The organism is Rhizobium sp. P1_E1, from assembly GCF_056406015.1.
The window spans coordinates 14,004-36,395 of sequence record NZ_JBFUAY010000054.1 but is presented as its reverse complement, the minus strand read 5'-3'; the positions used below and the strand labels follow the sequence as shown (position 1 = coordinate 36,395).

At 55.8% G+C, this 22,392-nt stretch carries 18 protein-coding genes and 2 pseudogenes; 10 read left to right on the top strand and 10 right to left on the bottom strand.

Annotated features, from left to right (window positions below; genetic code table 11):
- The 5 genes from AC1D1Z_RS19075 to AC1D1Z_RS19055 all read right to left on the bottom strand — a co-directional run.
- A partial coding sequence (locus AC1D1Z_RS19075) for a glycosyltransferase (protein ID WP_477851577.1) occupies positions 1-373 on the bottom strand: 373 nt, incomplete at its 3' end.
- A 9-nt stretch (positions 374-382) separates the two neighbouring features.
- Entirely contained in the window at positions 383-1,465 is a 1,083-nt protein-coding gene (locus AC1D1Z_RS19070) for an NAD-dependent epimerase/dehydratase family protein (RefSeq protein WP_477851576.1), read from the bottom strand.
- A 38-nt stretch (positions 1,466-1,503) separates the two neighbouring features.
- Complete coding sequence (locus AC1D1Z_RS19065; RefSeq protein ID WP_130813347.1) at positions 1,504-2,466, bottom strand: glycosyltransferase; 963 nt, start codon at positions 2,464-2,466, stop codon at positions 1,504-1,506.
- Positions 2,467-2,602: 136 nt separating this feature from the next.
- Entirely contained in the window at positions 2,603-5,050 is a 2,448-nt protein-coding gene (locus AC1D1Z_RS19060; RefSeq protein WP_130813346.1) for a hypothetical protein, read from the bottom strand.
- Positions 5,051-5,108: 58 nt separating this feature from the next.
- Complete coding sequence (locus tag AC1D1Z_RS19055) at positions 5,109-6,242, bottom strand: glycosyltransferase family protein (protein WP_130813345.1); 1,134 nt, start codon at positions 6,240-6,242, stop codon at positions 5,109-5,111.
- Between the two features lie 204 nt (positions 6,243-6,446).
- On the opposite strand from AC1D1Z_RS19055, the gene AC1D1Z_RS19050 reads away from it, so the two are divergent.
- The 4 genes and pseudogenes from AC1D1Z_RS19050 to AC1D1Z_RS19035 all read left to right on the top strand — a co-directional run bounded on the left by AC1D1Z_RS19050 (position 6,447) and on the right by AC1D1Z_RS19035 (position 12,050).
- Entirely contained in the window at positions 6,447-7,307 is an 861-nt protein-coding gene (locus AC1D1Z_RS19050; RefSeq protein ID WP_130813344.1) for an ABC transporter permease, read from the top strand.
- Positions 7,307-8,605, top strand: coding sequence for an ABC transporter ATP-binding protein (locus AC1D1Z_RS19045; protein ID WP_165447759.1), 1,299 nt, complete (start codon positions 7,307-7,309; stop codon positions 8,603-8,605). The genes AC1D1Z_RS19050 and AC1D1Z_RS19045 overlap by 1 nt, the downstream gene beginning before the upstream one ends.
- A gap of 14 nt (positions 8,606-8,619) precedes the next feature.
- Positions 8,620-10,230 (top strand): TylF/MycF/NovP-related O-methyltransferase, encoded by a 1,611-nt coding sequence (locus AC1D1Z_RS19040; protein WP_477851575.1) that lies wholly within the window; start codon positions 8,620-8,622, stop codon positions 10,228-10,230.
- A gap of 546 nt (positions 10,231-10,776) precedes the next feature.
- Positions 10,777-12,050, top strand: a pseudogene (locus AC1D1Z_RS19035) (O-antigen ligase family protein).
- Between the two features lie 138 nt (positions 12,051-12,188).
- Here the strand turns inward: AC1D1Z_RS19035 and AC1D1Z_RS19030 are convergent.
- Together AC1D1Z_RS19030 and AC1D1Z_RS19025 are read right to left on the bottom strand one after the other, a co-directional pair.
- Positions 12,189-13,241 (bottom strand): polysaccharide pyruvyl transferase family protein, encoded by a 1,053-nt coding sequence (locus AC1D1Z_RS19030; protein WP_130813340.1) that lies wholly within the window; start codon positions 13,239-13,241, stop codon positions 12,189-12,191.
- A gap of 352 nt (positions 13,242-13,593) precedes the next feature.
- On the bottom strand, positions 13,594-14,505 hold the full coding sequence (locus AC1D1Z_RS19025) for a glycosyltransferase family 2 protein (RefSeq protein WP_130813339.1): 912 nt from the start codon (positions 14,503-14,505) through the stop codon (positions 13,594-13,596).
- Positions 14,506-15,150: 645 nt separating this feature from the next.
- On the opposite strand from AC1D1Z_RS19025, the gene rfbC reads away from it, so the two are divergent.
- From rfbC to rfbA, 4 genes are read left to right on the top strand one after another with little or no spacing between them, the layout of a single operon-like run.
- Positions 15,151-15,717: a dTDP-4-dehydrorhamnose 3,5-epimerase gene (gene rfbC / locus AC1D1Z_RS19020; protein WP_128401382.1), complete on the top strand. Its 567-nt coding sequence runs from the start codon at positions 15,151-15,153 to the stop codon at positions 15,715-15,717.
- A gap of 13 nt (positions 15,718-15,730) precedes the next feature.
- On the top strand, positions 15,731-16,786 hold the full coding sequence (rfbB, locus tag AC1D1Z_RS19015) for a dTDP-glucose 4,6-dehydratase (protein ID WP_477851574.1): 1,056 nt from the start codon (positions 15,731-15,733) through the stop codon (positions 16,784-16,786).
- A gap of 1 nt (position 16,787) precedes the next feature.
- Positions 16,788-17,681 carry a dTDP-4-dehydrorhamnose reductase gene (gene rfbD, locus AC1D1Z_RS19010; RefSeq protein WP_130813337.1) on the top strand — a complete coding sequence of 298 codons (894 nt, stop codon included), beginning with the start codon at positions 16,788-16,790 and terminating at the stop codon, positions 17,679-17,681.
- The gene (gene rfbA, locus AC1D1Z_RS19005; protein ID WP_477851573.1) at positions 17,678-18,541 is read left to right on the top strand and encodes a glucose-1-phosphate thymidylyltransferase RfbA; all 864 of its coding nucleotides are present in this window, start codon (positions 17,678-17,680) and stop codon (positions 18,539-18,541) included. Before rfbD ends, rfbA begins: the two co-directional genes overlap by 4 nt.
- A gap of 130 nt (positions 18,542-18,671) precedes the next feature.
- Here the strand turns inward: rfbA and AC1D1Z_RS19000 are convergent, their stop codons facing one another.
- The 3 genes and pseudogenes from AC1D1Z_RS19000 to AC1D1Z_RS18990 all read right to left on the bottom strand — a co-directional run bounded on the left by AC1D1Z_RS19000 (position 18,672) and on the right by AC1D1Z_RS18990 (position 20,664).
- A complete protein-coding gene (locus AC1D1Z_RS19000; RefSeq protein ID WP_131703034.1) occupies positions 18,672-19,475 on the bottom strand; it encodes an anti-sigma factor family protein in 804 nt (267 codons plus the stop codon).
- Positions 19,472-20,079: pseudogene (locus AC1D1Z_RS18995) on the bottom strand (RNA polymerase sigma factor). Before AC1D1Z_RS18995 ends, AC1D1Z_RS19000 begins: the two are co-directional and overlap by 4 nt.
- Positions 20,080-20,127: 48 nt before the next feature.
- Positions 20,128-20,664 carry a tetratricopeptide repeat protein gene (locus tag AC1D1Z_RS18990; protein WP_131703036.1) on the bottom strand — a complete coding sequence of 179 codons (537 nt, stop codon included), beginning with the start codon at positions 20,662-20,664 and terminating at the stop codon, positions 20,128-20,130.
- Between the two features lie 168 nt (positions 20,665-20,832).
- Here AC1D1Z_RS18990 and AC1D1Z_RS18985 point away from each other — a divergent pair, with 168 nt between their 5' ends.
- Together AC1D1Z_RS18985 and AC1D1Z_RS18980 are read left to right on the top strand one after the other, a co-directional pair.
- Complete coding sequence (locus tag AC1D1Z_RS18985; RefSeq protein ID WP_168324855.1) at positions 20,833-21,885, top strand: 3-oxoacyl-[acyl-carrier-protein] synthase III C-terminal domain-containing protein; 1,053 nt, start codon at positions 20,833-20,835, stop codon at positions 21,883-21,885.
- The gene (locus AC1D1Z_RS18980; RefSeq protein WP_130656865.1) at positions 21,882-22,385 is read left to right on the top strand and encodes an isoprenylcysteine carboxyl methyltransferase family protein; all 504 of its coding nucleotides are present in this window, start codon (positions 21,882-21,884) and stop codon (positions 22,383-22,385) included. The genes AC1D1Z_RS18985 and AC1D1Z_RS18980 overlap by 4 nt, the downstream gene beginning before the upstream one ends.
- Positions 22,386-22,392: the final 7 nt, after the last annotated feature.

Here is a 22,392-nt window from a genome sequence, read left to right as displayed (position 1 = left end):
CTACCAAGAAAACGCTGTATTGCGGTCGACGGCCGCGTTCAGGCGGCTGTTCGGCATACAAAAGCGATACCCCGTCAGGCATCGGCCAATTCCATAATTCGGCGATGTCGGTAAAGACCAACATATCCGCATCCAGATAGATTGCCCGGCCCTCATAACCGCAGATTTGCGGAATCATGAAACGTGTGAAACTGAAGCCAGTCTTGGACCTTAGTGCCGGATTCTGAGGCGAAGGAGCGGCATAATCGCTGAGATAGTGAATCTTCACCGGAGCACTTGTACGCGAAGTGATGCTGTGAGCCAGCACCTTCGCGCCAATCATCTGGTATTCATCGGTGCCTATAAATATCTGGATTSGGTCCAAGTTCGCCATATGGTTGGCCTATCTTTGGGTGCGTTCTGATTTTATGTGGCGGGCAAGCTGCGCGATGCCCGTTTCCAGGCTCACTTTCGGTTCGTACCCTAACAAAGTCCGAGCCCGGGTATTATCGGCAAGCGCAAAACGGACATCCCCTGGCCGGAAATCGCCAGAAATGCGAAGATTTTCTTTGCTGGCGCCCAGTTCGGTGAGCAAGCACTCAGCAGCATAACGAATTGTTGTGCTAATGCCGCTTCCCACATTTATCGGCTCACTGTCAGCGCTGCCAGCAACGGCAGCAAGCATCAGCGCCTCGACGATGTCATCGACGTAAACGAAATCGCGGACGATCTCGCCATCCTCATAGATGTTCAGAATCTTGCCGTCTAAAATCTGCTGGCCAAAAATCGAGAGCACACCGGTATAGGGATTCCTGCTACTCTGCCCGGGCCCGTAAACATTCTGAAATCTGAGAATTACGGGTTGGATGCGCGTGTTGTCGAGGCCTTGGACGCATATGTATTCCTGCATCAGCTTTGTGGAAGCATAGATGCTTGATGGACGCAGAGTAATGCCTTCGGGAGTAGCGACAGGGGTAGCCGCTTCACCAACGCTGTCGTAGAGATCAAAAATCSCCTTAGACATAGTCTCGCTTGGACGCGGCTTCGGCGTGAAGATTTCGCCGAGCCTCGATTTGTAGGCGCCCTCCCCGTAGACTGCCCTGGAAGAGGCGAGAACGAGCCGTCTCGTCTTGTCGGGAAGCTTGCGCAACCCTTCAATCAGATAGGCGGTTCCATTGATGTTGGTATCACAATATCGAGAAATTTCGTGATAACTCTGACCCGTCCCGGTTTCGGCCGCGAGATGGAAAATCAGATCGGGATCGTGTCGTTCAAGCACCGCTTCAAAGAAAGCCCTGTCTGACACCGATCCTTCTTCAACAATCGCCCCCTCGATAGATTTAGCCGGTTTCTCGCCGTGGACTTGGGGATGAAAGTTGTCGAGCGCGACGACGGACTTAATGTCTGGCCGCTGCGCCAGGCGTGCAATGAGCCGCCTGCCGATGAAGCCCATGCCACCGGTGACCAATACTGTGTCTTGCTTCACTACCAAGAATCTCCTTGGGCATCATAACGGGGTCGGAATCAGGCTGCCTTCTCGGCGGCCAGTTTCGCCTCATATTCCTTGATGGCCTTGGTACGGAGACGCTTCGCCTCGTATACGTCCTTATGCGCAACGTATCCCAGGCGCTTATCATTGGCCTTGTGATAAGTGTACCAGAACTTGCGTACAAAACCTGGAATTTTGTTGAGATACTTGAGATCAGCGATCAGAGAGGGCCGAAAATAGCCCCTATCGACCTCTTTCTTGATCTGATCCATCGCCAACTGCCCCTCGGCAACCATTCGGTTCACTTCATTGAACCAGATGTATCCGAGTGGATGGCCACAATAGGTCCATGGCTGAGTATAAACGTCGGTGTAGTGCAGCAGGCAGGTGTTTGCGTCCCAATGCTCAAGCGAATTCCATTCGAATGGAACGCCATACTTGACCTCGCTTTCATCAAGGATGCAGAACTGGCTCATCAACTGATCGTAATCGTATTTGCCGTCATCCATACCCTGGACGATCTCTTCGACCTTCCAATCGCAAGCTGCGCAATCGATCAGCATCACGGCGCATTGTTTCTTACGGGCGGCAGGCGCTCCCTCCTTCGCCGTCGTCACTTCAGCGTGTTTGACCTCTTGCTGGACAATGATCTTCGCGCCGTCAAAGGGAATATTCCACAACCCCTTGATGTCTTTCATGACGATCATGTCTGCGTCCATGTAGATCGCCTTCCCCTTATATCCATTCAGCGCAGGAATGGTGAAGCGGGAAAAGGAGAAGCCTGTGCGCTGCCCGTTACGCGGATCAACCGGTGAGGGCACCGGCAAATCCAGCATTCCAAAGACCTCAACCTTTGCATTGGTATGGCGCTTGATCGAGTATTCCAGAACGTTGACTGCAAGCATCTGCGAGCTGTCCGTTCCGACAAATACGCGGATAGTGTCATCATCCAGATTGCGGGTAGCAAGATCGTTGATCTGGGTTATAAAAGTCGGCATCGTCAATTGCCTTCCTGCTGGATCCTATAAGTTGCGTGTTTCACTCATACATTCTTACCCGCCTTCGGATCAAATGGAATTAGCGGGAATAGACAGCTTTTGATACCGCGGAGAATGATGAGCCGTGGGCGAGGTATTACTCGCTAAAGTGCTTGTTTTGTGGCAGTTTTGGCGTGCGAGCGTCCAACAGACGATCAATCTCACGCACAATGTTGGACGCAACGTTTCCCGGCGCCAATGCGGACGATTTGAAGCTACTGACGGCGTCCATAGTCTCACCGCCGTCAAGAGCATGGGTTACAAAAGCCTCTATATCCTCATAGGAACGACCGATTTCGAGCGGTTCAAACAGAGGCAAATCCAACGTATTGGCAAAGACCAGAACCGGCCGGCAAAGCTGGGTCGCATCCACTGCAACTGTCGAAGGAGTTGTGATCGCCGCTTGCGAGGCCGAGAGCAAATCGGCGGCGGTGACACCGGCGAACTCGGGATCATCCCGCCGCAACAGAAACGTGTTGGCCCGGGTTGCTATGCGAGGATTCTTTTGCAGCCAGACGCCAGCCGGATGCGGTTTTATGACAAAAAACACATCCTTGAACGTGTCCACCAGTCGTTCAATATGCGCGCTGAAGTGCCCGCGATAGCCATCGGCTTCATACCGATGCCAATGTAGATTCTCAAAAATCGCAATCACCGGTAGGCCGCGAGGGTTGATCGCCTCGAGGCTGCTCTTAAACGTCACAAGGTGCCGCGACGTGCTTGGCGCAAATCGTCCTACGGGAATACAGCGTTGCACAAGACCGGATGATGCCTCCTTCGGCAGCCGCGCGGGATCGCCGTAGGTGAATATGGATGACGACGCAATTTTCACATCGCTGGTATGGCGATCGTCAAAGTAGGATAAACCCGGCGCTTCCAATCCATGCTGCATGGATATCGTTGGAATACCGAGTTCATTGGCTTTCAACACAGCCGCGTGGACCAATCGATGGGGGCGCAAAGAAGTCTCCGCACCGACAATAAGTACGGACGCGGACTTCACATCGAGCGCTCGCAGATTGTCCTCGTCCGTGTCCTCCGTGAGAAGACGAAGACGCGCACCGGTATTTACGATCTCTCGCACGATATCCGGCTGTTGAAGGTATACCGACTTCAGAAGCACCACATCCACCTCATGACGGTCGCCACCCCTGCCTTCGCCAGCGTCGGCAACCAAAGCCGTCACAACTGGCAGCAGTACGTGAATGTCCTGGAGAAGATTGAAGAATATAGTAATCCGCGGAGATTTGGCAGGCCGAGGCTTCTCCAGCCGCATAAGCTCGAGCCATTTCCGGCCAGTAGCCTCTGCCGAGAATTCTTTTTCAATAATCGATCTTGCCGTCTCTAGGTCCGCCTTTGTCGCCGCTTCATCGAGAAGATACCGTCGAAATCCGCCGTCCCAATCATCGGTTACGATGCAATCCTTCAACGGCTCGAGAGACATCAGACGCGAAGCTATCACCGGCGTACCGCAGCTCAGCGCCAGAAGGGCGCGATTGGCCGATTTACACTCTGAAAATTCATCCTCAATCTGGGGCATAAGGAAGGCATCACTCGCCCTGACAGCCTCAAAGCAGCCCTCCTGGCTCCACAATTCAAATCTTGACCGGAATGGAAGTGGCTCTATCAGGGTCTTATAAGCATCAGATCGGTTGCTCATAACGACCAGTTCGAAATCAACCGTCTGCGCAAGGCGGATCAGATCGGATGCAATGAGCGTCAGGGTTTGTATGCCCGATTGAAAGCTGTCCGAACCCGCGTTGCCGAACCAGATGAGCTTCTTGCCACCGTTGAGACCCGAGACCCGCGCCTGATCCCCCATCTTATTGCGACTTGCAGTCGCTAGAGAAGCGACCCTTCGAGAGCTGGATGCCCAAGAATTACGAAGCCGCTGATGAAACCTCGCCGGCAAGCTGCGCGGCGCGCGGGACAGCTCTGCGACCAGCATCCGCAGAGCCAGAAAAGACCCCCGCGCCTGTCGTTGCAGGCGTCCTATTTTGGATTTCAGGGCGATCAAGCGAGCGCGCGGGCGAACGAGTCGGCGAAGTTCAGCAAGACTATAGGCATCAATCTTTTTGACGCTGAAAACACGCGTGCGCTCAATGAGCGCACTAGACTCCGCTTGATCAGGAATAACAACGATGGGAATTGAATCCGAAAGCGAAGCGGATAAAACCTTCCTCAACTGCTCCGTTGGCACCACGATAGCGTCGATGTAGGGCGCCTGAGAGAGAATGATAACCCTGCGCAGTTCCCCCGAGCTGTTGCCGTACCTGGGATGCGTGACATAATCGCATAGATCGAGAAAGACCTTTCGTGCGTACCGTTCGCGGAGTTCCCGCATAATCGCGGTCAAAACATGGCTTACCGTCTTGACGAATATGACGACATCATACTCCTTCAAATGCTCGATCTTGGCATCGCGAACCGAGAAATAGGCATTTTGGAATCCATTGTCCGCAAGGGCGAAGCTGGGATAAAGCGCGCGATACCTAAAACTGGCAACGTTCGGGCTGATGTCTGCCGATACCCAAGCAATCTTCATGTGGCTTCCAGGAAAAGATCCATACTGCGCAAGGCGTCACCGAGAACCGCTCTTGCATTCAAACATGCAACCGCAGGACCCTTACAACTTGGTCCTCCAATCTCGCAAGAGAATAAAACTCCGCGATCCTATCCTGCACGTTCTGCAACAAAGAAGCCGCTTGGCTCTGGGGCATCGAAAGCAATTCGATGATCCGTTCTGACCAGGTTTCGTTCTCGGTTTGGGGCAAGCCCGTAATATCGCAAATACGAGCATAGACCGGTCCTGTCGACAGCACAGGCAGGACGCCGGAACTCGCATACTCTATGAACTTGGTATTTGCCTTGCAGTCATTGAACGGATTGCGCACCAGCGGCGCCAAGCCCACTTTCCAGTCAAGCTCACGCATCCTCGCGAGGAAACCATTATAGTCCGTCGTCGGCGGAATGGCGCGCACCCTGCTTCCGTATTTCCGAACCATTTCAGGCGGCATCTTGATCGATCCGAAGGTTTCGAAGCGCGCTTCCGGGAGACGATCCAGCACATGCTCGATCGACGGCAGGACTTGCGCGAGATCCTCCGCGTGACCGGCAGTCCCCATGTAGCCGAACAGGAGCTTGTCCGACAGTTCTCGCTTTATGTCATTTGAGGCGGGGCAATATATCTCGCCGGCGATGGCCTCGGACCTGAAGTCATAGCGGTTAAAACGCCTCTTCAGCTCTTCGGTGGACAGGTAAATAAGGCTAGCGCCTTCGCAGAGCGCTCGCATGCTCTGCAGGCGGATAGGATCATGGTACCGATCGTACTTTGCCTTACCCAGCGAGAGCGGAACGTCAAACAAGTCATCGTCGAAATGGCTCACGAGCGAAATGCCCGCGCTGTGACAGTAAGCAACGACTTCCTTCGAACCGACACCTCCATAGCGGCTCGCCACCACTATGGTCGGATGCAAAGACGACAGAAGTGCACGCATATCTTGAGGGGTTGAAAAGACCGACTCCTCAAACAGAGCGAGCGCAACTTCCCCGGTCTGCCGGCGTAACGTCAGCGGCAAATCAAAGCTTATTCGCTGAGTTGCACCAGCTCCATCAGCCATTATCACCACCCTATGCCGAGCGTCGGAAAAATGACGATCGAATATGAGCGGAGAAATCTTCGAGGTCGATTGGCCCTGAGGGGTGGGGCGGAACATACGGGCGATACGGCGCAGCATTCAACGGCACTTCATCGGTAGCAATACTCGTACAGGTCTTGAGTTGCCGCTTTAGATATAGCAGGAGAAACCCAATCGCAAACATTATCCCAACCCGAGGTATCGTGTTCGTTCGGAGCCGGGGCAAGACGCCTCAAAACGGCGTGCGGGAGAAGTTTTCGCTGGCGCACCGGCCAAAAGCTGAATATCGGTGCCCCGCTGACCATGCAATTTACCACCAAGATAGGACGTTTGTTTCTCAGCATGCAGACTGAAAACATTGATTTCGATGGCACGCCTTCGCCGGCCAAACAGGTCCGGCATAGTATCGCGCTTGCCTATCAATTGTTCCGACCACAGCTCAAGGCCAAATTCAGCCGATCATTCCTTGGCTATTTCTGGATCATTTTCCCTATAGTTGTCCTAACGGTGGCAGCGCACGGAGCCCATCAATCTGGAATCATGTTCGCGCCAGACATCAATCTCCCGTTTTTCATATTCTATATGATTGGAGTGGTGGCGTGGCTGAATTTTGGTGAGGCTCTTATGCTAGGGGTGCGATCGGTTGAAGCCTCCCGATCGTTCATCGCGCGTGTCCGCTTTCCAATGCTCAGCATCGTGCTCAGCCAGTTGTTTGCAATCCTGGTCGACGGCCTGATCCGTATTCTTTTCGTCGCGCTGACGTCGCTTGCCTTTGGAATTGGCCCGTTGAGAGTCATACTTAGCTGCGGGATCATCCTGTTCGGGACGGTGTTTGGGGCAATGCTTGGCGCCTTTATTGCTCCCTTTGCGCTATTGGTGGAGGACGTTAAGCGCATCTTCCAGCTATTTTTGTCGTTCGGTCTCTTAGTTAGCCCGGTGTTCTTTCAACCGCGGCCCGGCACAACATTGGAGACTGTTTTATATTTTCATCCGATTGCCCCGATAGCTTTACCAGCTCGCAAGGCGATGGCGGGTGCGCCAATTGACATTCCACTGTCGATTGTGTTCGGTCTGACAGTGTTGTGTCTACTGATTGTTGGTTTGCGCTTCTTCATCAAGGCTAAGCCGCTCATCGTCGAGCGCATGCTGTTGGGAGGACGATGATGTCAGAGAATGCCGTCGTCCGTGTCAACGGTTTGAACAAAAAATTCAATCGCGATCTGAAAGGTTCCTTTACCTCGGGCATTCGTACGCTGATTGGAGGTGCCTTTAAAGAGGACCCCAGCAAGCTGAAGGCTGGCGAATTTTGGGCGCTTCGAAACATAAATCTGGAGCTTAAGAAAGGCGAGTCACTTGGCCTTGTCGGGGTCAATGGCAGCGGCAAGACCACCCTGCTTCGCCTGATAGCCGGGGTTATAAACCCGACATCCGGAACGATCGAGACCCGTGGCAAGATCGCACCCATGCTGGCTCTCGGCGCAGGCTTTGAACCCAGCCTCAGTGGCTCTCAGAACATCTACCTCAATATGTCGCTTCTTGGTATGACGACAGACGAGATACGAGCGCGCTACGACGAGGTCGTCGATTTTGCGGAGATCGGCGAAAGCATCGACGCGCCACTTGGCACCTATTCGACGGGCATGAGGATGAGGCTTGGATTTGCATGCGCCGTCCACACCGACCCGCAACTTCTCATCGTCGACGAGGTACTGGCAGTCGGGGATGCGAGCTTCCGCGTAAAGTGCCGCAACAAAATCAACGATATCCGCAAGGGAGGGGCATCTCTCATTCTCGTCTCCCATTCCCGGCTTTCGATAGAATACCTGACGGACAGAGCAATCTATCTACAGAAGGGCCAAGTGCTGGCAGAGGGAGATTCGAAATCCGTTCTCGATGCCTATGAAGCCGATCAAACCAGAGCAACAAGAGAAAAGCTAAACAGTCGGGACAAGCCGTCAACCTCTGCGACATCAATTGAGACAGGCAAGAAAATAACCATCGACCACGTCCGATTGCTTGACAATGCAGGCCACGAAATTGAGCAGATTTTTCCTGGCGAGGATTTGACCGTCGAAGTAGCCGTGACAGCTCATGAAGACCTTGACGAGTGTGCTTTCAACGTCATGTTTAAGCCGGTGGTCGAACCAGTGGTCTATCATCCCTCCTCGACACGAGATGAATTGGGATGGGTACAAATTACCAAAGGCAGGCACACGGTTCGCATGAAATTTGATCCTGTCATCTATTTGCCTGGCCTTTACTCGATCAGAGTCAACATCTCGCAGGGATCGATGATGGACATACTGTGTCACGTGGAAGAGAAGAGTGTCCGAGTACTGCGACCCGAGGGAAAGATAATTCGTTCGCACTATATACCGCCGCTGCACATCGACCTCGCAGGCTTGGCTGTTACTGCGCCGGATCCGGAGGACGTGGATTTTGAAGGAGCAGAAGATCTTTGACGAGGCGTCCGGGCATGCTGAATGAAAGGTCAGTGCAACTTGTTGTGTTTCATGTCGATAAAGGCGCCGCTGTTATCGATCGAACCAAATATGGAGACTTCCGCGCGCGGGATTATCACAAAATGATTGCCCTCATGTGGGCGTCATTCCGACGCTACCACCCGGGCACGACCCTCACCATTCTTACGGATACAGACAGCCGATTTAAATTGCCGGGTGCTACGATCTGGCGTCGCGAAATCGACATCGATCGAATAATGTATGAGCGCATGGTCTGGCAACGCGATGCACTCACGCGCCTCGGTAGCGAACACCCGGTATTCCTGCTCGACTCCGACATGCTCTGCCTCAGAAGCTTCGCCCACTTATTTGAACAGAAGACCGGTACCTTTGATCTCGCGTTGACTTTCCGACGCTCCCACAACTCACCGATCAACGGCGGCTTGTTGATCGTCAATAGCGGTGACGAAGCGCGCAAGCGCGTAGTGAGCATGATGTCTCAGATGATTGATAGCTACACGTCTATGAGCGAGGAGGAAAAGACATGGTTCGGCGACCAGCTCGCGCTCCGTGATCTTGTGGGCCTACATCACAGCAAAATGCGTAACCTTCAAGTGATCGAAAACTGGCTGGGACACATCCTTCTGCTGGACTGCGAACAATATAATTTTACCCCGAAATTGAGCAATCATGACATCCTCAAGCCGGCGACGAAGTGTCGGCTGTATCACTTCAAAGGTAATCTCAAGCATTATATGGGGCCGTATTTCACGGTCGCACGTGCCATGCCCTTTAGGCCCTCTGCATTCCTTGCCTATCCGTTTCTGCCCTGGGCGCTCTTTAAAATTTGGCGGCTGGAGCGGATTCGACACGCTGAATCCCGACGTGGCGAACAACAGCCGGAGAGCAACGGCGCGATAGCGACKGAGAGAAAAGCTCCTGACGAAGGCGAGCAWATACGCACCGAAATCAAGACGCTTTCGGATGAGTTGCGCGCTCGCAATTTGACATACTGCGGCTATGACAAACTGGCCATCCTTCACGATTGTATTGTTGATGTGGAACGGAACAAACTGGAAGGGCGGTTCGTTGAGGCGGGGGTCGCCCTTGGCGGTTCGGCCATCTTCATGTGCCATTATAAGTCTCACAACAGGCCACTAGACCTGTATGACGTTTACGACCAGATCCCAGCTCCTGGGCCGGAAGACGGGCTTGATGCACATGAGCGCTATGCTCAAATCGAGTCTGGGCAGTCCCGGGGCATTGGCCAGGATGAATATTACGGCTACCTGGGCGATACAAAGCAGCTTGTCGCCAACAACCTCAAGACTTTCGGCTTTTCTGCATCCGAGCACAATATCCATTTCATCAAGGGATTGTTCCAGGATACCATGAACCTGACAGAGCCAGTCGCGGTCGCTCATATCGACGGAGATTGGTACGATTCGGTCAAGACTTGCATCGATCGCATTGCGCCACATGTCGTAAAGGGCGGTTACATCATATTTGACGACTATTCGTCTTATTCAGGATGTCGGAAGGCAGTGGATCAGTGGCTCGCGCAATCGCCTGAGTTCGAGCCAGTGATGATTAAGCGCTCCATTGCCGTTCAGCGAAAACGCTAGCGAACCTCTGCCAATCCTGCGAGGTCATGGATGTTGTCGTCTGCCTCGCCTCCTCTCACCGTACGCGCGGTCATCTGCGCTGCGTGAACAGTCGACAACGATGCCGATGCATGAAGACGACAAGATCGTCGCCGGAAGGCTGGTGGCAGATCCGCACTGGGTGTTGAAAAGGATGGGCGGCAGATATGCCCGCTGAAGAACTTTCATCCGGCTGCGATTAGATGCTGATAACCTGCCTCGATTATCCGATCCATACCGGCGATCTGCGGCTTTCCGGAGGCAGCGGCCTCTGGCAGGGCATGGATCGTGCCGTTTGACGATCAAACTTTCAAATCAAGCCCGCACTTCAAACGTGTTTTCCGTTGAAGGCGGCCTTCCTGCCGTATCCATTTGCCGCCGATCATCGAATAGAACCACGTCTGTCCAGAACGGACTGTTGCCTGAATACCACGTTGAATAAAGCCATGGATTGCGCCCCCGTGGCGGCTTGACAGCCGTCTTCACGATCCTTAGCGAGACAGCATCGACACGGTCAGGGCCGGCAAGGTGAATTACTTCAGACAACTCACGATAGCAGTGCTTCATCCCGGGATTGAGGCCGGAAGTGCGCTCGATCGAAATAACCGCATTGCGGTCTTTGCCTTTGCAATCCTTCCGGGGCTTTCGCCGAACTTTAACTCCTTCATCCTCCTCGCGTCGATGGTATGGGGCCTCTACTGTCTGGCCACGGGCCGCCTCGCCTTGAACCTGTCGAGATCCGACCGGCTGGTTGCCATTGGCATGTCGATCTACCCGCTGGTGATGATCGCCAGCATATTCATCAATCCCCCTTACTCCGAAGAACTGGACTGGATATTCCGGCTCCTGCCTTTCTTTTCGGTCTGGCTGATGTTGCCGCGAATGCGCCAATCTCCCGATGGCCGTCTCTTGCCGCTCTTTATCCTCGCCGCAGGCATCGGCATGATCGTCACCTTTGTCTTCAGTCTCCTGCAGATCATGTTTCTGATGGAGAGGGCAGAGGCTGGAACGTCGAACGCTGCACTGCTGGGCGTCATAGGCGTTCTTTTCGGCGGCATTGCGCTTCTCAACGTTCAATCTCCGAGAAGCGTGGAGCAAAGAATTGCGATATTGGGATATGCCGCCGGYCTAGGCTGCGTKCTGCTTTCSGGAACGCGYTCGGCCTGGCTGGTCATTCCCGTCCATATCGTCATCTTTYTCTGGTATTTTCGCAAACACAGCTTCCATYTGAGYTTGCGCAGCCTCGCCATTACCGGCTCCTTGCTGTTAGCSGGACTTRTCRCYCTGGGYAGCGGCCAGATCCTCGATCGCATYGARGCGCTCCARGGAGATCTGACAACGCTCGAACGCAGTGACGGCGAGATCACGTCGCTCAGTGCGCGGTTCGCTTTGTACAAAGGTGCACTATCAGCAATCCGYAAGGACCCCTTGACTGGTTATGGCCCGCAAAACCGGATGRCTTCRGTTYTGGCRGARCTKCCCGATARYATAAGGCCRCAGCTGCCCTTCTCGCATGTCCACAACGGTTTTYTGACCGCGGGAATCGACGCCGCGTTTTCGGYATTGCGGCGCTTTCGCTGATGCTCCTGACGCCCGTGATAGGCGCGTGGAGAAAAGAACCCGGACCGGGYCGGGATCTCGCCATTGCGCTCGCTCTTCTGCTCSTCAGCAGCTACGTCATAACCGGCAGCTTTGGCATCATGTTCAACCAGAAGGCTCTGGATCCGATCTTCGCCTACCTCGTCGTCCTTATTTGTGCCGATCGAGGCAGCACGGGCTTTATGCCTGTCGTTCGGAGCTAGATCTCTCAAGAGCGGCTCAGCTTTCACGGAAGTGCAGAACCGCCCTGAGCTTTGCTTTTGCGCCATCCCTGGGAAGACTGCTTCGCACTTTATTGGTGTTGCTTTAGCTGACGTCACAGCGATGCCTGTTCGATCCGCTTACGGGCGGCCAGGAATCGCATTTACGAAACGCTGCATCACCAAATGGCACGCCTGAGCCGAGGTCCTGATCGTCTCCAGATCCGCATCGAGGTGATGGCGGAGTTGCCCGGGTTCGATGAGTTCGAAACCGAGAGCACTCGCAATTCCGGGGGAGCGTTCGTCGACCTTGACGAGAAAACTCCATTTGTTCTGACTCAGCATATGAAGATGCGCATGGAGACGACTACCTACATGCAAGTCCACTTGCCCGTAAAATGCCAGGAGCCTGTCAACATCGTCGGCAAGGAGGATCTCGTACCCAAGCTGTCGAGCGAGTTGGCGCAGGTGGCGAGGCGTCTTCGCCTTTTGGCTGCCCAAACGCATCCCGAACCGGTCGGCCAACGGCTCAAAGACAGACGGAGGATCGAAATTCTGATGGAACACCAAAACCCGCCTCTTGTCCGGAAATAACTCGGCCACCTCTTTTAAAACCGGAATTTCTCTATCCCAGAAGTCACCGCGATCTGTAATCGTTACCGCGATGGTTGACAGGTTGCGCTCGAACTTAGAGCCCTCCAATAGAGGGCGGTCCATGACAACAGGGCAGCAGGTCATCAGTGTCTGTTCACGCAATGCCGGCAACGCCGTGTCCAGAAGCCCCTTCGTCAACGGACAGCGCCAACTTGAGTATTCAATTCGTTCGTGGATGATCGACAAGATCTCACTAGCGTTGTCTGTGAACCCTTCGTTGAAACCCGCTTCTCCGTGCAGACCGATACCGAAGGGTATGAATACCAAATTTGACTTGCGCAGCGTGCTTGCCTTCATTTTGGCGATCGGCGCGAAGTCATCCTTGAGCTGGTTAGCTCCGGCGAGGATCACATAGCGATGCGACTGCAACCGCGCAAAATCCTCATCGTCGAGGGGCGCTCTGGGAGAAAACATCGCCGACTGAGAAAACCTGCCAACCTGCCTCTCAATCGCACGCAAGATGAAGCCGTCACCATAATTGACCTTCTTTTGGAGACGAATGGAAGGCGGAACCAGAAATGGGGTGAGAACTGCGGACATCAAGAATTGCACCTATTTCCGGCCAGCGTAAACCGCATATGGATTAGAAGGCGCGAAACAAGGATCGGCGACAATGACGCGCTCCACTTCCCGAATTTGAAGATCTCTCAGAATAAAGGAAACGCAGATCTCGGCCCGATTGAGCCACGACGTAGCCTTTTGATCCGACAGGTTATAGCGATTCATGATTGCTCTCTTGACGGCTCCACTCAGAAGTAAACAACTCCTCGATATCATCCGCGACTTATGTCCCGAAGGCGACATTGCGTTTAGCCGCCTTCCGAGACAAAGGCTAGCCTTTTTCCCGAGGGTGCCTCGCTTCCTTCGAAACCGCCGATAGGAAGCGCAACGCCTACAACCTGTTCAGTAGAGCGAGGATGGGAAGAAATTTGGTCTGGAGTGCGCTTTGGCGCTTTATCCCGGTTCGCTTGAGCACGGACAATCTCTCAAAGGGCCAGCCGCCATGGCGAGCCCGCTGAAAGGCATGGAACGCGGCACGATTTTCGGGAATAAGGCGATCCTCGAAAGTCACGATTGCGAGCTCGTGGACAGTGTTCCACGCACGCCACTGTCCCCGGAAGGCCATCCACAATCTGGCGACTTGCATTGAGATGCTGTTATTGGCGCCGACCAGGTTGGCGGCGTGCTGGCGGTATTTCAACACCGGTTCCGAATCGTATCTGACCACCCCGCCGCAGCCCGCCACGACAATATAGAACCACCAGTCGTGGGAAATGAGACGTGTTTTCGGCAAGGTGCTGACCACAAGATCCCTCGCCGCCTGATTGAACATCATGGTGTTGCCTCCGCCGATGCTCTGGACCAAGGCGTTACGAAAACTTGGTTCGAGTTTGAAATCCGGCGACATTCCTGCATGATTGAGTTGTTCGTCGACAATTTCAGTCCGAGCGAAATAAACTGCCGGTGTGCCAGGGTCGATCCGCGAGAGCCAGTCAAACGCACGTTCGAGTTTGTCCTGATACCAAATGTCATCCTGGTCGCTGAACGCATAAGCATCAGCGCTTTTGAGCTTCGAAAGGTTGTTGAGGAAGTTACCGCAAAAGCCGAGATTGACGGGATTTCGTATCAAGCTGAAGCGCGCATCCTTTACGACCAGAGCTTCGAGCATTTCGACGGTACCATCCGTTGAACCGTCGTCGAAGAACGTGACATGCCAGTCGGTGAGCGTCTGCGCCTCAATGGATGCAATCTGCTCCCGAAGATGGCGCATCCCATTATAGGTCGCGCAAAGAATCTCGATCAATTGAACATCTCCGAATTTTCAACGGGAAGCGGCAGCAGCGCGCTCACTGGCAATTGGCCCGGGCCGCGATGTGATAGCCAAAAGGATCCCGTACCCTTTAGAATTGAACAGCAAGCGCCACCCCTCCGATCGAGTTCGTACAACGGGCACCTGGCGATTTGTCGATCCGTTGTTTCATCACACCTATCGCAACCCCATGCGGCAAATGCCTATGTCAGCGTGCGCCATAAAGCATGATCGTCATCTCTGCCAAGCGCCAACTGAAATTCAAAGGATGTCGGGCGTGAATTCTCTTTGGCTGCAGCCGTTATGCCACTCCAAAGCACCTGCGATCTCGGATAGAGGCGGGCCGGCACCTGGGCCTCCCATGCGTCCCGATTGAAGTCAGCCCGTCGTGAGAGACCAGATGCTCGACATAACTGCGCATGAGGGCTTTTTGACCGGCATGGATCCGCAATTTAACGCTAGAAGCCAATCCATTGCCGCAGCTTGAATCGTCTGCTCCGGCGTTCCACACATCCGGCGGCAGAACTGGATTCTCATCTTGCCGTCCAGGCCTCGCCAAGGTATGTGCTCAGCAGCACAATTGGCTATATTGCCGGCGTTGGCCGCTGTCACAATCCAGCGATCAAGCCTAATGCAAGGATGTATGCGTTGAATTTAGAACAACTGGAGATCGGGGACGTTAAAAAGATCACTCCCGCCAGGTTCGGTGACTCGAGGGGCTATTTTAGCGAAGTCTTCAAGGATTCCTGGTTCCGCAGCAACGTGGCCGACGTCTCTTTCGTGCAGGATAATGAGTCCCTTTCAGCACAGCCGGGAACCGTCCGGGGATTACATTTTCAGTTGTCTCCCTTTGCGCAAGGCAAACTTGTGCGCTGTCTCCGTGGCGCCCTCCTGGATGTGGCTGTCGATATCAGACATGGCTCTCCGACATATGGGAAGTGGGTCTCCGCAGAACTGTCCCCGGAGAATGGCTCACAACTTTGGGTGCCAGCCGGATTTGCGCATGGGTTCGTAACTTTGCAGCCTGATACGATCATAAGCTACAAAGTCACAGCTCCCTACAGCGCGGAGCATGACCGTGGCGTGCGGTGGAACGACGCCGAGATCGGGATCGAGTGGCCGCAGATGGATGCCTACGTTCTTTCCGATAAGGACAATAAGCAGCCGCTGCTTTCCGAACTCCCCGCATATTTTCAATTTTCGTAAAACGGAGGGCCTCATGCGTGTTCTTGTAACAGGTGGCGCTGGCTTCATCGGTTCGGCATTGGTGCGCTATCTCGTCAGCGAGATCGGCGCCGACGTCCTCAATATCGACAAGCTGACCTATGCCGGCAATCTTGCCTCGCTGAAAGCGATCGAGAATGCTGCCAACTACAGGTTTCTCAAAGCCGACATTTGCGACAGAAGCGCTGTCAGCAGCGCTTTCGAGGAGTTTCGTCCCGATTACGTCATGCATCTGGCGGCGGAAAGCCACGTCGACCGGTCGATCACCGGCGCGGCGGATTTTATCGAAACGAATATAAACGGCACCTTCAGCATGTTGGAGGCCGCGCGGCAATATTGGCAAGGGCTTCCGGCGGACGAAAAGGCGGCATTCAGGATGCTGCACGTGTCTACCGACGAAGTCTATGGTTCCCTCGGCGAAGACGGGGTGTTTGCCGAAACGACGCCTTACGATCCGTCCTCTCCCTACTCCGCGTCCAAGGCGGCCAGCGATCACCTCGCGACGGCGTGGGAGAGGACTTACGGCCTGCCCGTGATCATTTCCAACTGTTCGAACAATTACGGTCCTTTCCATTTCCCGGAAAAGCTTATTCCTCTCATCATATTGAACGCGCTGGAAAGGAAGCCGTTGCCCGTCTACGGAAGCGGTTCCAACATTCGCGATTGGCTCTATGTCGACGACCACGCACGAGCGCTCTGGCTGATCGTGCAACGAGGCCGTCCCGGCGAAAAATACAATGTCGGCGGGCGCAACGAGCGGCGAAACATCGAAGTTGTCGAGCGCGTGTGCGCGATCATGGATGAAGTCCGGCCAGGACACGCACCGCATAGCGATCTTATAAGCTACGTTACCGATCGGCCGGGCCACGATGCTCGCTACGCTATCGACGCCACCAAGCTCGAGACCGAACTCGGCTGGAAAGCACTGGAGAATTTCGACAGCGGTATTCGCAAGACCGTTGAGTGGTATCTGGAAAATGCTTGGTGGTGGCAGCCGCTGCGTGAGCGTGTGTATTCCGGTGAACGGCTTGGCGTGTTGAAAAAGGTGTGAGATGCGCATCGTAGTAACAGGCAAGAGCGGCCAGGTCACATCTGCGTTGCAAGCGCTGGACGCGGGAGGTATCGAGGTCATCGCCATAGGCAGGCCTGAACTGGATTTGCTCCAGCCTTCGACGGTGCGTGAAATCATTGCGAAAATCAAACCTGACGTCGTCGTCTCGTCGGCCGCCTACACCGCCGTTGACAAAGCCGAAAGCGACGAGGCGTCAGCTTTCGCCATCAATCGAGACGGCGCAAGAGCAGTCGCTGCAGCAGCTGCCGAGCTGTCCCTTCCTATCATCCATCTCTCGACCGATTATGTTTTCGATGGAGACAAGCCCGAAAGCTATGTCGAGAGCGACCCGGTCGGACCGGTATCCGTCTATGGCAGATCGAAGCTCGAGGGCGAATATGCGGTCGCCGCAGCGAATGAAAACCATGCCATCCTGCGGACGGCCTGGGTCTATTCAACGTTTGGCCACAACTTTGTGAAAACCATGCTCAGGCTTGCGGAGACGCGGGAAGAGTTGAGCGTTGTCAGCGATCAACTGGGTTGCCCGACCTCCGCCAACGACATCGCCGAGGCTATCGTCAAAATAGCGGCCAGGCTATCAAAGGATTCCAGCCCGGACTTGCGGGGTGTTTTTCATTTGGCCGGCAGCGGCGAAACGAACTGGGCCGAGTTTGCTCGATATATATTGTCCATTCTCGAGGAAAAGACCGGTAGGCGCGTCACCGTCAAGGACATTGCCACCGCCGACTACCCCACAGCCGCGAAACGGCCCGCCAATTCCCGATTGTGCTGCGATAAGTTGAAGCGCCTTTATGGGGTCAGCATGCCGGAGTGGCAGGTATCAACGCGAGCTGCTGTGACAAAGCTCTTGGAAGAGCCGAAGGAGGCCGTATGAAAGGTATTGTGCTTGCGGGGGGCAGCGGTACTCGCCTGCACCCGATGACTCATTCGGTCTCGAAGCAGTTGCTTCCGATCTATGACAAGCCGATGATCTACTACCCGCTGACCACCTTGATGCTGGCCGGCATACGGGAGGTTCTGATCATCTCCACCCCGCACGATATGCCGCTTTTCCAGCGGTTGCTGGGTGATGGTAGCGACTGGGGCATGTCTCTGAGCTATGCTGTCCAGCCGAGCCCCGATGGCCTGGCCCAAGCCTATATTATCGGCGCAGACTTTGTGGCGGGCGGACCCTCCTGTCTTATCCTCGGAGACAATATCTACTTCGGCCACGGCCTTCCGGAACTCCTCGAAGAGGGTGTGTCCAAGGATGACGGTGCGACGGTATTTGCCTATCACGTGCACGATCCCGAACGTTACGGCGTCGTCGAATTCGGCAGCGATATGACTGCAATTTCGATTGAAGAAAAGCCGGCGAAGCCGAAATCGCACTGGGCTGTCACCGGCCTTTATTTTTACGATGCCGACGTCGTTGATATCGCAGCCAATCTAAAGCCATCGCCGCGCGGCGAATACGAGATCACCGATGTCAACAAGACATATCTGGAGCGAGGGAAGCTGCGGGTCTCGATGATGGGCCGGGGATATGCCTGGCTCGATACAGGCACGCCCGAAAGTCTGCTTGAGGCCGGCGAGTTCGTCCGCACGCTTGAAAAACGCCAGGGCTTCAAAATCGCTTGCCCGGAGGAAATTGCGCTGGCGAAAGGCTTCATCACGAACGAGCACTTCGCCCAGATTGCCGCCAAAGCGGGCAAAGGCGATTACGGCCAATATTTGCGTGGTCTGGTGGATTAGAGCAATTCCCGCAAAAGTGCGCAGCGGTTTTGCGTCCGGAATTGCGCAAAAACAAAAAGATAGAGCATTTCCGTGACTCGGAGAGAAACGGAAATGCTCTAGATAGCTGCGATTCGGCAGAATATAGAGGTCAGGCTGAAAGCCTCCTCCTGACGTCCTCTCCCAATTCCTTCATGCGGTCGGCCGGAATGCGGCCGATCAGCATGAAGGCGTGCGTCTCGTTCGACCAGTAGATCACGTTCAGGCCCTTGCGGCTTTCGAGGTCCGGCGCCTTGCTGCCCGCATCTGATTTGACGATGCAGAGCGCCATGGGGCCGGTTTCGGGGTCGAGATAGGCGATCTGGGCGAGCGGTTTGCCGTCATATTGCAGCATCAGTGCGCGTTTGAAATCGATGCCCGGGAGCGAGACGGCTTCGGGGGAGAGCGACAGGCCGAGTTTTTCGTCGAGGGGCCTGAGCTGGGCGGCCTGGACCTCCCTGACGGGCGCGGGGCCGGCCAGGGTCTCCGGGGTATAGAGCGAGATATAATCGGCGACCACGCTGCGCCATTCGCTGTTTTCGTCCTTTGCCGAAAAGCGTGCTCCCATGCCGATGACGGCGCGGTCGATCGCGATGCCGGCGACCAGCGAGGCGGCGAGCGCGCCGAGGAAGCGGCGACGGCTGGCGAAAGCGGGCATGGGGTCGGATCTTGCGCCCGGCTGCACCGGGATGGCAGCGAGCATCGTCTGCAGCTTCGCGCGCGGGGCTTCGGCGAGCAGCGGGGCGAAGGCTTGCTCGAACGGTAGGCTGGCGCGCGCCAAAAATTCCAGCCGTTCAGCGACGCTCTCGTCTTCGTTCATAATGGCTTCAATGCGCGCAGCCTCTTCGGGCGTCAGTTCGCCGTCGATGAAGGCGGTCAGGTCCTCGTCGGAGGGAATGGTGTATTTCCTATTCATTGCCGTCCCCCTTCCGGTCCGGCGCGCCGGAGAGCTTGGCGCGGGCAGCCGCCAGCCGGCTCATCACGGTTCCGATCGGGATATCCAATATGCCTGCAACCTCGCGATAGGAAAGCCCTTCCACATAGGCGAGGAAAACCACCGTCCTCTGCGCCTCAGGCAGCGCATTCACCTGTTTCAGCACCTGACCCGCCATCACATGCGTTTCGGTGTCGTGCGCACCATCGAAGGTCAGCGTCTCCCCGGCATCGACGAAACCCTGACCCTGGCGCACCCGGCGGGAACGGATCTCGTTCAGCCAGATCGAATGCAGGATCGAAAACAGCCAGCGGTCGAGCCGGGTGCCAGGAATGAACTGATCGGCGCGCTCGAGTGCGCGAAGGCAGGTCGCCTGGACCAGGTCGTCGGCGACATCGCGCTGATGCGAGAGAACGAGACCATAACGCCAGAGCCTTGCCAGATTTTCCGTCAGGCCGCTCCTGATATCCGCTTCGCTCGCGATGGCCGCCTCCGCCGATCCTGCATTCTTCGAAACCGCCGGGTGAACCGGCGATTCCATTCTCGCGCGACTATAGGCAGGAAAATGGGTGCGCGCGACCGACATTCTTACATCCCTTTCGTGCTTCCATTTTCCCGCCCCGTGGCCTGCTGATCAGATCTTCGAGGGATCGAGGATGGCAGCGTTCAGATCCTGATATTCCTCGCAGCCGGTGCCGCAGATCGCCTTGATTGACTTCAGTTGGTCCTTGGCGAGATCGAGCTGACCCTTGATGACATAGGCTTCACCGAGATATTCGCGGACCTTGGCGTATTGCGGGTCCATCTTCACCGACTGCAGATAATAGGAGATGCCCTCGTCGGTGCGGCCGAGCTTGCGGGTGGCATAACCGCGATAATTCAGCACTTCGGCGGTGTTCTGATCCTTGACCGTGTCGAGCACGGCAAGCGCCTCTTCATAACGGCCGGCCTTGGCCAGCGAATAGGCATAGTCGGCGCGGTTCTCGTCGGAGACGTTGGCGCTCTGCTGCTTGACGCATTTCTTGGTCTTCTGGTCGTAGATCTCGCCCTTCTTGCAGACCGGCGTCGTGCTGCTATCATCGCCGACCGCAAAAACCGGACCGGAGACAACAGAAGCGGCAAGGCAGCCGCCGAGAATGATGGAAGCGATGCGGGCTGTCATGATCGTCATGGGGAAACTCCTCGAAAGTGACGTTGCGACGAGAGAACACCGCTGCATCCAGCTTTATTCGGCTGCTGCTTGCATTTCTTTCTTCACCCTTTCGTGAAGCTTCAGAGCTGAATAATTTGGGCGTCTGCGTGTTTTCCTTCGTTCCGCCGGAGGGACAAGGAGAATTCTGTGACCGACACCGTCAAACTCGTCAGCCTCGCCATTGCCACACCCGAACATGTCATTTTCCAAAAACAGGCGGTCGAAGCCTCGGCCCGGCTGTTTGCCGACCGCTTCGAGGATTTCCGCCATCTTGCCCGCGTCTTCGATAGCGCAGGCATCGACAAGCGCCATGCGGCGCGGCCGCTTGCCTGGTTCGACGAGCCACACGGCTGGCAAGACCGGATGCAGGCCTTTGCAGAGGTGGCAGGCGGGCTTTTCGTCGAGGCTGCCAGCTCGGCCCTTCGCCAGGCAGGGCTTGAGGCCGGCGATGTCGACTGTGTCGTGACCGTCTCCTCCACTGGTTTTACGACACCGAGCCTCGATGCGCAGCTTGCCGGCCGGATGGGTTTCAGACCCGATATCGAACGCGTGCCGGTCTTCGGGCTCGGCTGTGCCGCCGGCGTGTCGGGCTTTGCGATCGCCTCGCGGCTGGCGCGGAGCCGGCCGGGCACTGTTGTGCTTTTCGTCTCGATCGAGCTTTGCACGCTCGCCTTCCGGCTGGACGAACTGACGCGGCCGAACATCATCGCAACGGCGCTTTTCGGCGACGGCGCTGCCGCCTGCGTGCTGCGATCAGGCGAAAACGGGCTGGCGGAGGTGGAATCGACCGGCGAGCATCTTTTTCCCGACACGCTCGATATCATGGGCTGGAAGATCGATGACGGCGGCTTCGGTATCGTGCTGGCGCAATCGCTGCCGCCGTTTGCCGAAAAGCAGCTCGGCCCAGCGGTAACGGCCATTCTGGCCCGCAACGGGCTGAGGGTGGAGGATATCGACCGCTTCATCTGCCATCCCGGCGGCATGAAGGTGCTGGCCGCGATGGAGAGCGCGCTTTCGATGACGCCGGGGACGCTCGATCACGAGCGCGCCGTGCTTGCCGAATATGGGAACATGTCCTCGCCGACCATCCTCTTCGTGCTGGAGCGGGCAATCCGCGCCGGGTTGCCGGCGCGCTCCGCGATGATCGCCATGGGGCCTGGCTTTTCGGCCAGCTGCGTGACGCTGCGGAGGGCGGCATGATGTGGCCGTCGATCGCGCTTCTGGCATTCGTGACGCTGCAGCGGCTGGCGGAACTCGTGCTCGCCCGGCGCAACACGGCGGCGCTTCTTGCCAGAGGCGCCAGAGAGGTGGCACCCGAGCATTATCCCACCATGGTGGCGCTGCATGCAGGCTGGATCATCGGCCTTTGGCTGCTTGCACCGGGCAGGCCGGTCGCGCTCTTCTGGTTTCTCGTGTTCATGGGGCTGCAGGCGCTGCGGCTCTGGGTGCTGGCGACGCTGAAAGGCCGCTGGACGACGCGCATCATCATCCTGCCCGGCGCGCCGCTCGTCAGCTCCGGGCCCTATCGCTTCCTCCGCCATCCGAACTATGCGATCGTCGTCGGCGAGATCGCCGTCCTTCCGCTCGCCTTCGGCCTACCGCTTTACGCGATCGTCTTTTCCCTTCTCAACGCGCTTATCCTCCATGTCCGCGTGAAGGCTGAAAATGCCGCACTGAAAAGCGCAATGATTTTGAAATGAATGCGAT

What these genes read in the sequence shown, in the direction of transcription:
- AC1D1Z_RS19065 (WP_130813347.1), bottom strand. Translation starts at nt 2,466, where the DNA reads ATGCCGACTTTTATAACCCAGATCAACGATCTTGCTACCCGCAATCTG.
- AC1D1Z_RS19060 (WP_130813346.1), bottom strand. Translation starts at nt 5,050, where the DNA reads ATGAAGATTGCTTGGGTATCGGCAGACATCAGCCCGAACGTTGCCAGT.
- AC1D1Z_RS19055 (WP_130813345.1), bottom strand. Translation starts at nt 6,242, where the DNA reads ATGCTGCGCCGTATCGCCCGTATGTTCCGCCCCACCCCTCAGGGCCAA.
- AC1D1Z_RS19050 (WP_130813344.1), top strand. Translation starts at nt 6,447, where the DNA reads ATGCAATTTACCACCAAGATAGGACGTTTGTTTCTCAGCATGCAGACT.
- AC1D1Z_RS19045 (WP_165447759.1), top strand. Translation starts at nt 7,307, where the DNA reads ATGTCAGAGAATGCCGTCGTCCGTGTCAACGGTTTGAACAAAAAATTC.
- AC1D1Z_RS19030 (WP_130813340.1), bottom strand. Translation starts at nt 13,241, where the DNA reads ATGTCCGCAGTTCTCACCCCATTTCTGGTTCCGCCTTCCATTCGTCTC.
- rfbC (WP_128401382.1), top strand. Translation starts at nt 15,151, where the DNA reads ATGTATGCGTTGAATTTAGAACAACTGGAGATCGGGGACGTTAAAAAG.
- rfbB (WP_477851574.1), top strand. Translation starts at nt 15,731, where the DNA reads ATGCGTGTTCTTGTAACAGGTGGCGCTGGCTTCATCGGTTCGGCATTG.
- rfbD (WP_130813337.1), top strand. Translation starts at nt 16,788, where the DNA reads ATGCGCATCGTAGTAACAGGCAAGAGCGGCCAGGTCACATCTGCGTTG.
- rfbA (WP_477851573.1), top strand. Translation starts at nt 17,678, where the DNA reads ATGAAAGGTATTGTGCTTGCGGGGGGCAGCGGTACTCGCCTGCACCCG.
- AC1D1Z_RS19000 (WP_131703034.1), bottom strand. Translation starts at nt 19,475, where the DNA reads ATGAATAGGAAATACACCATTCCCTCCGACGAGGACCTGACCGCCTTC.
- AC1D1Z_RS18990 (WP_131703036.1), bottom strand. Translation starts at nt 20,664, where the DNA reads ATGACGATCATGACAGCCCGCATCGCTTCCATCATTCTCGGCGGCTGC.
- AC1D1Z_RS18980 (WP_130656865.1), top strand. Translation starts at nt 21,882, where the DNA reads ATGATGTGGCCGTCGATCGCGCTTCTGGCATTCGTGACGCTGCAGCGG.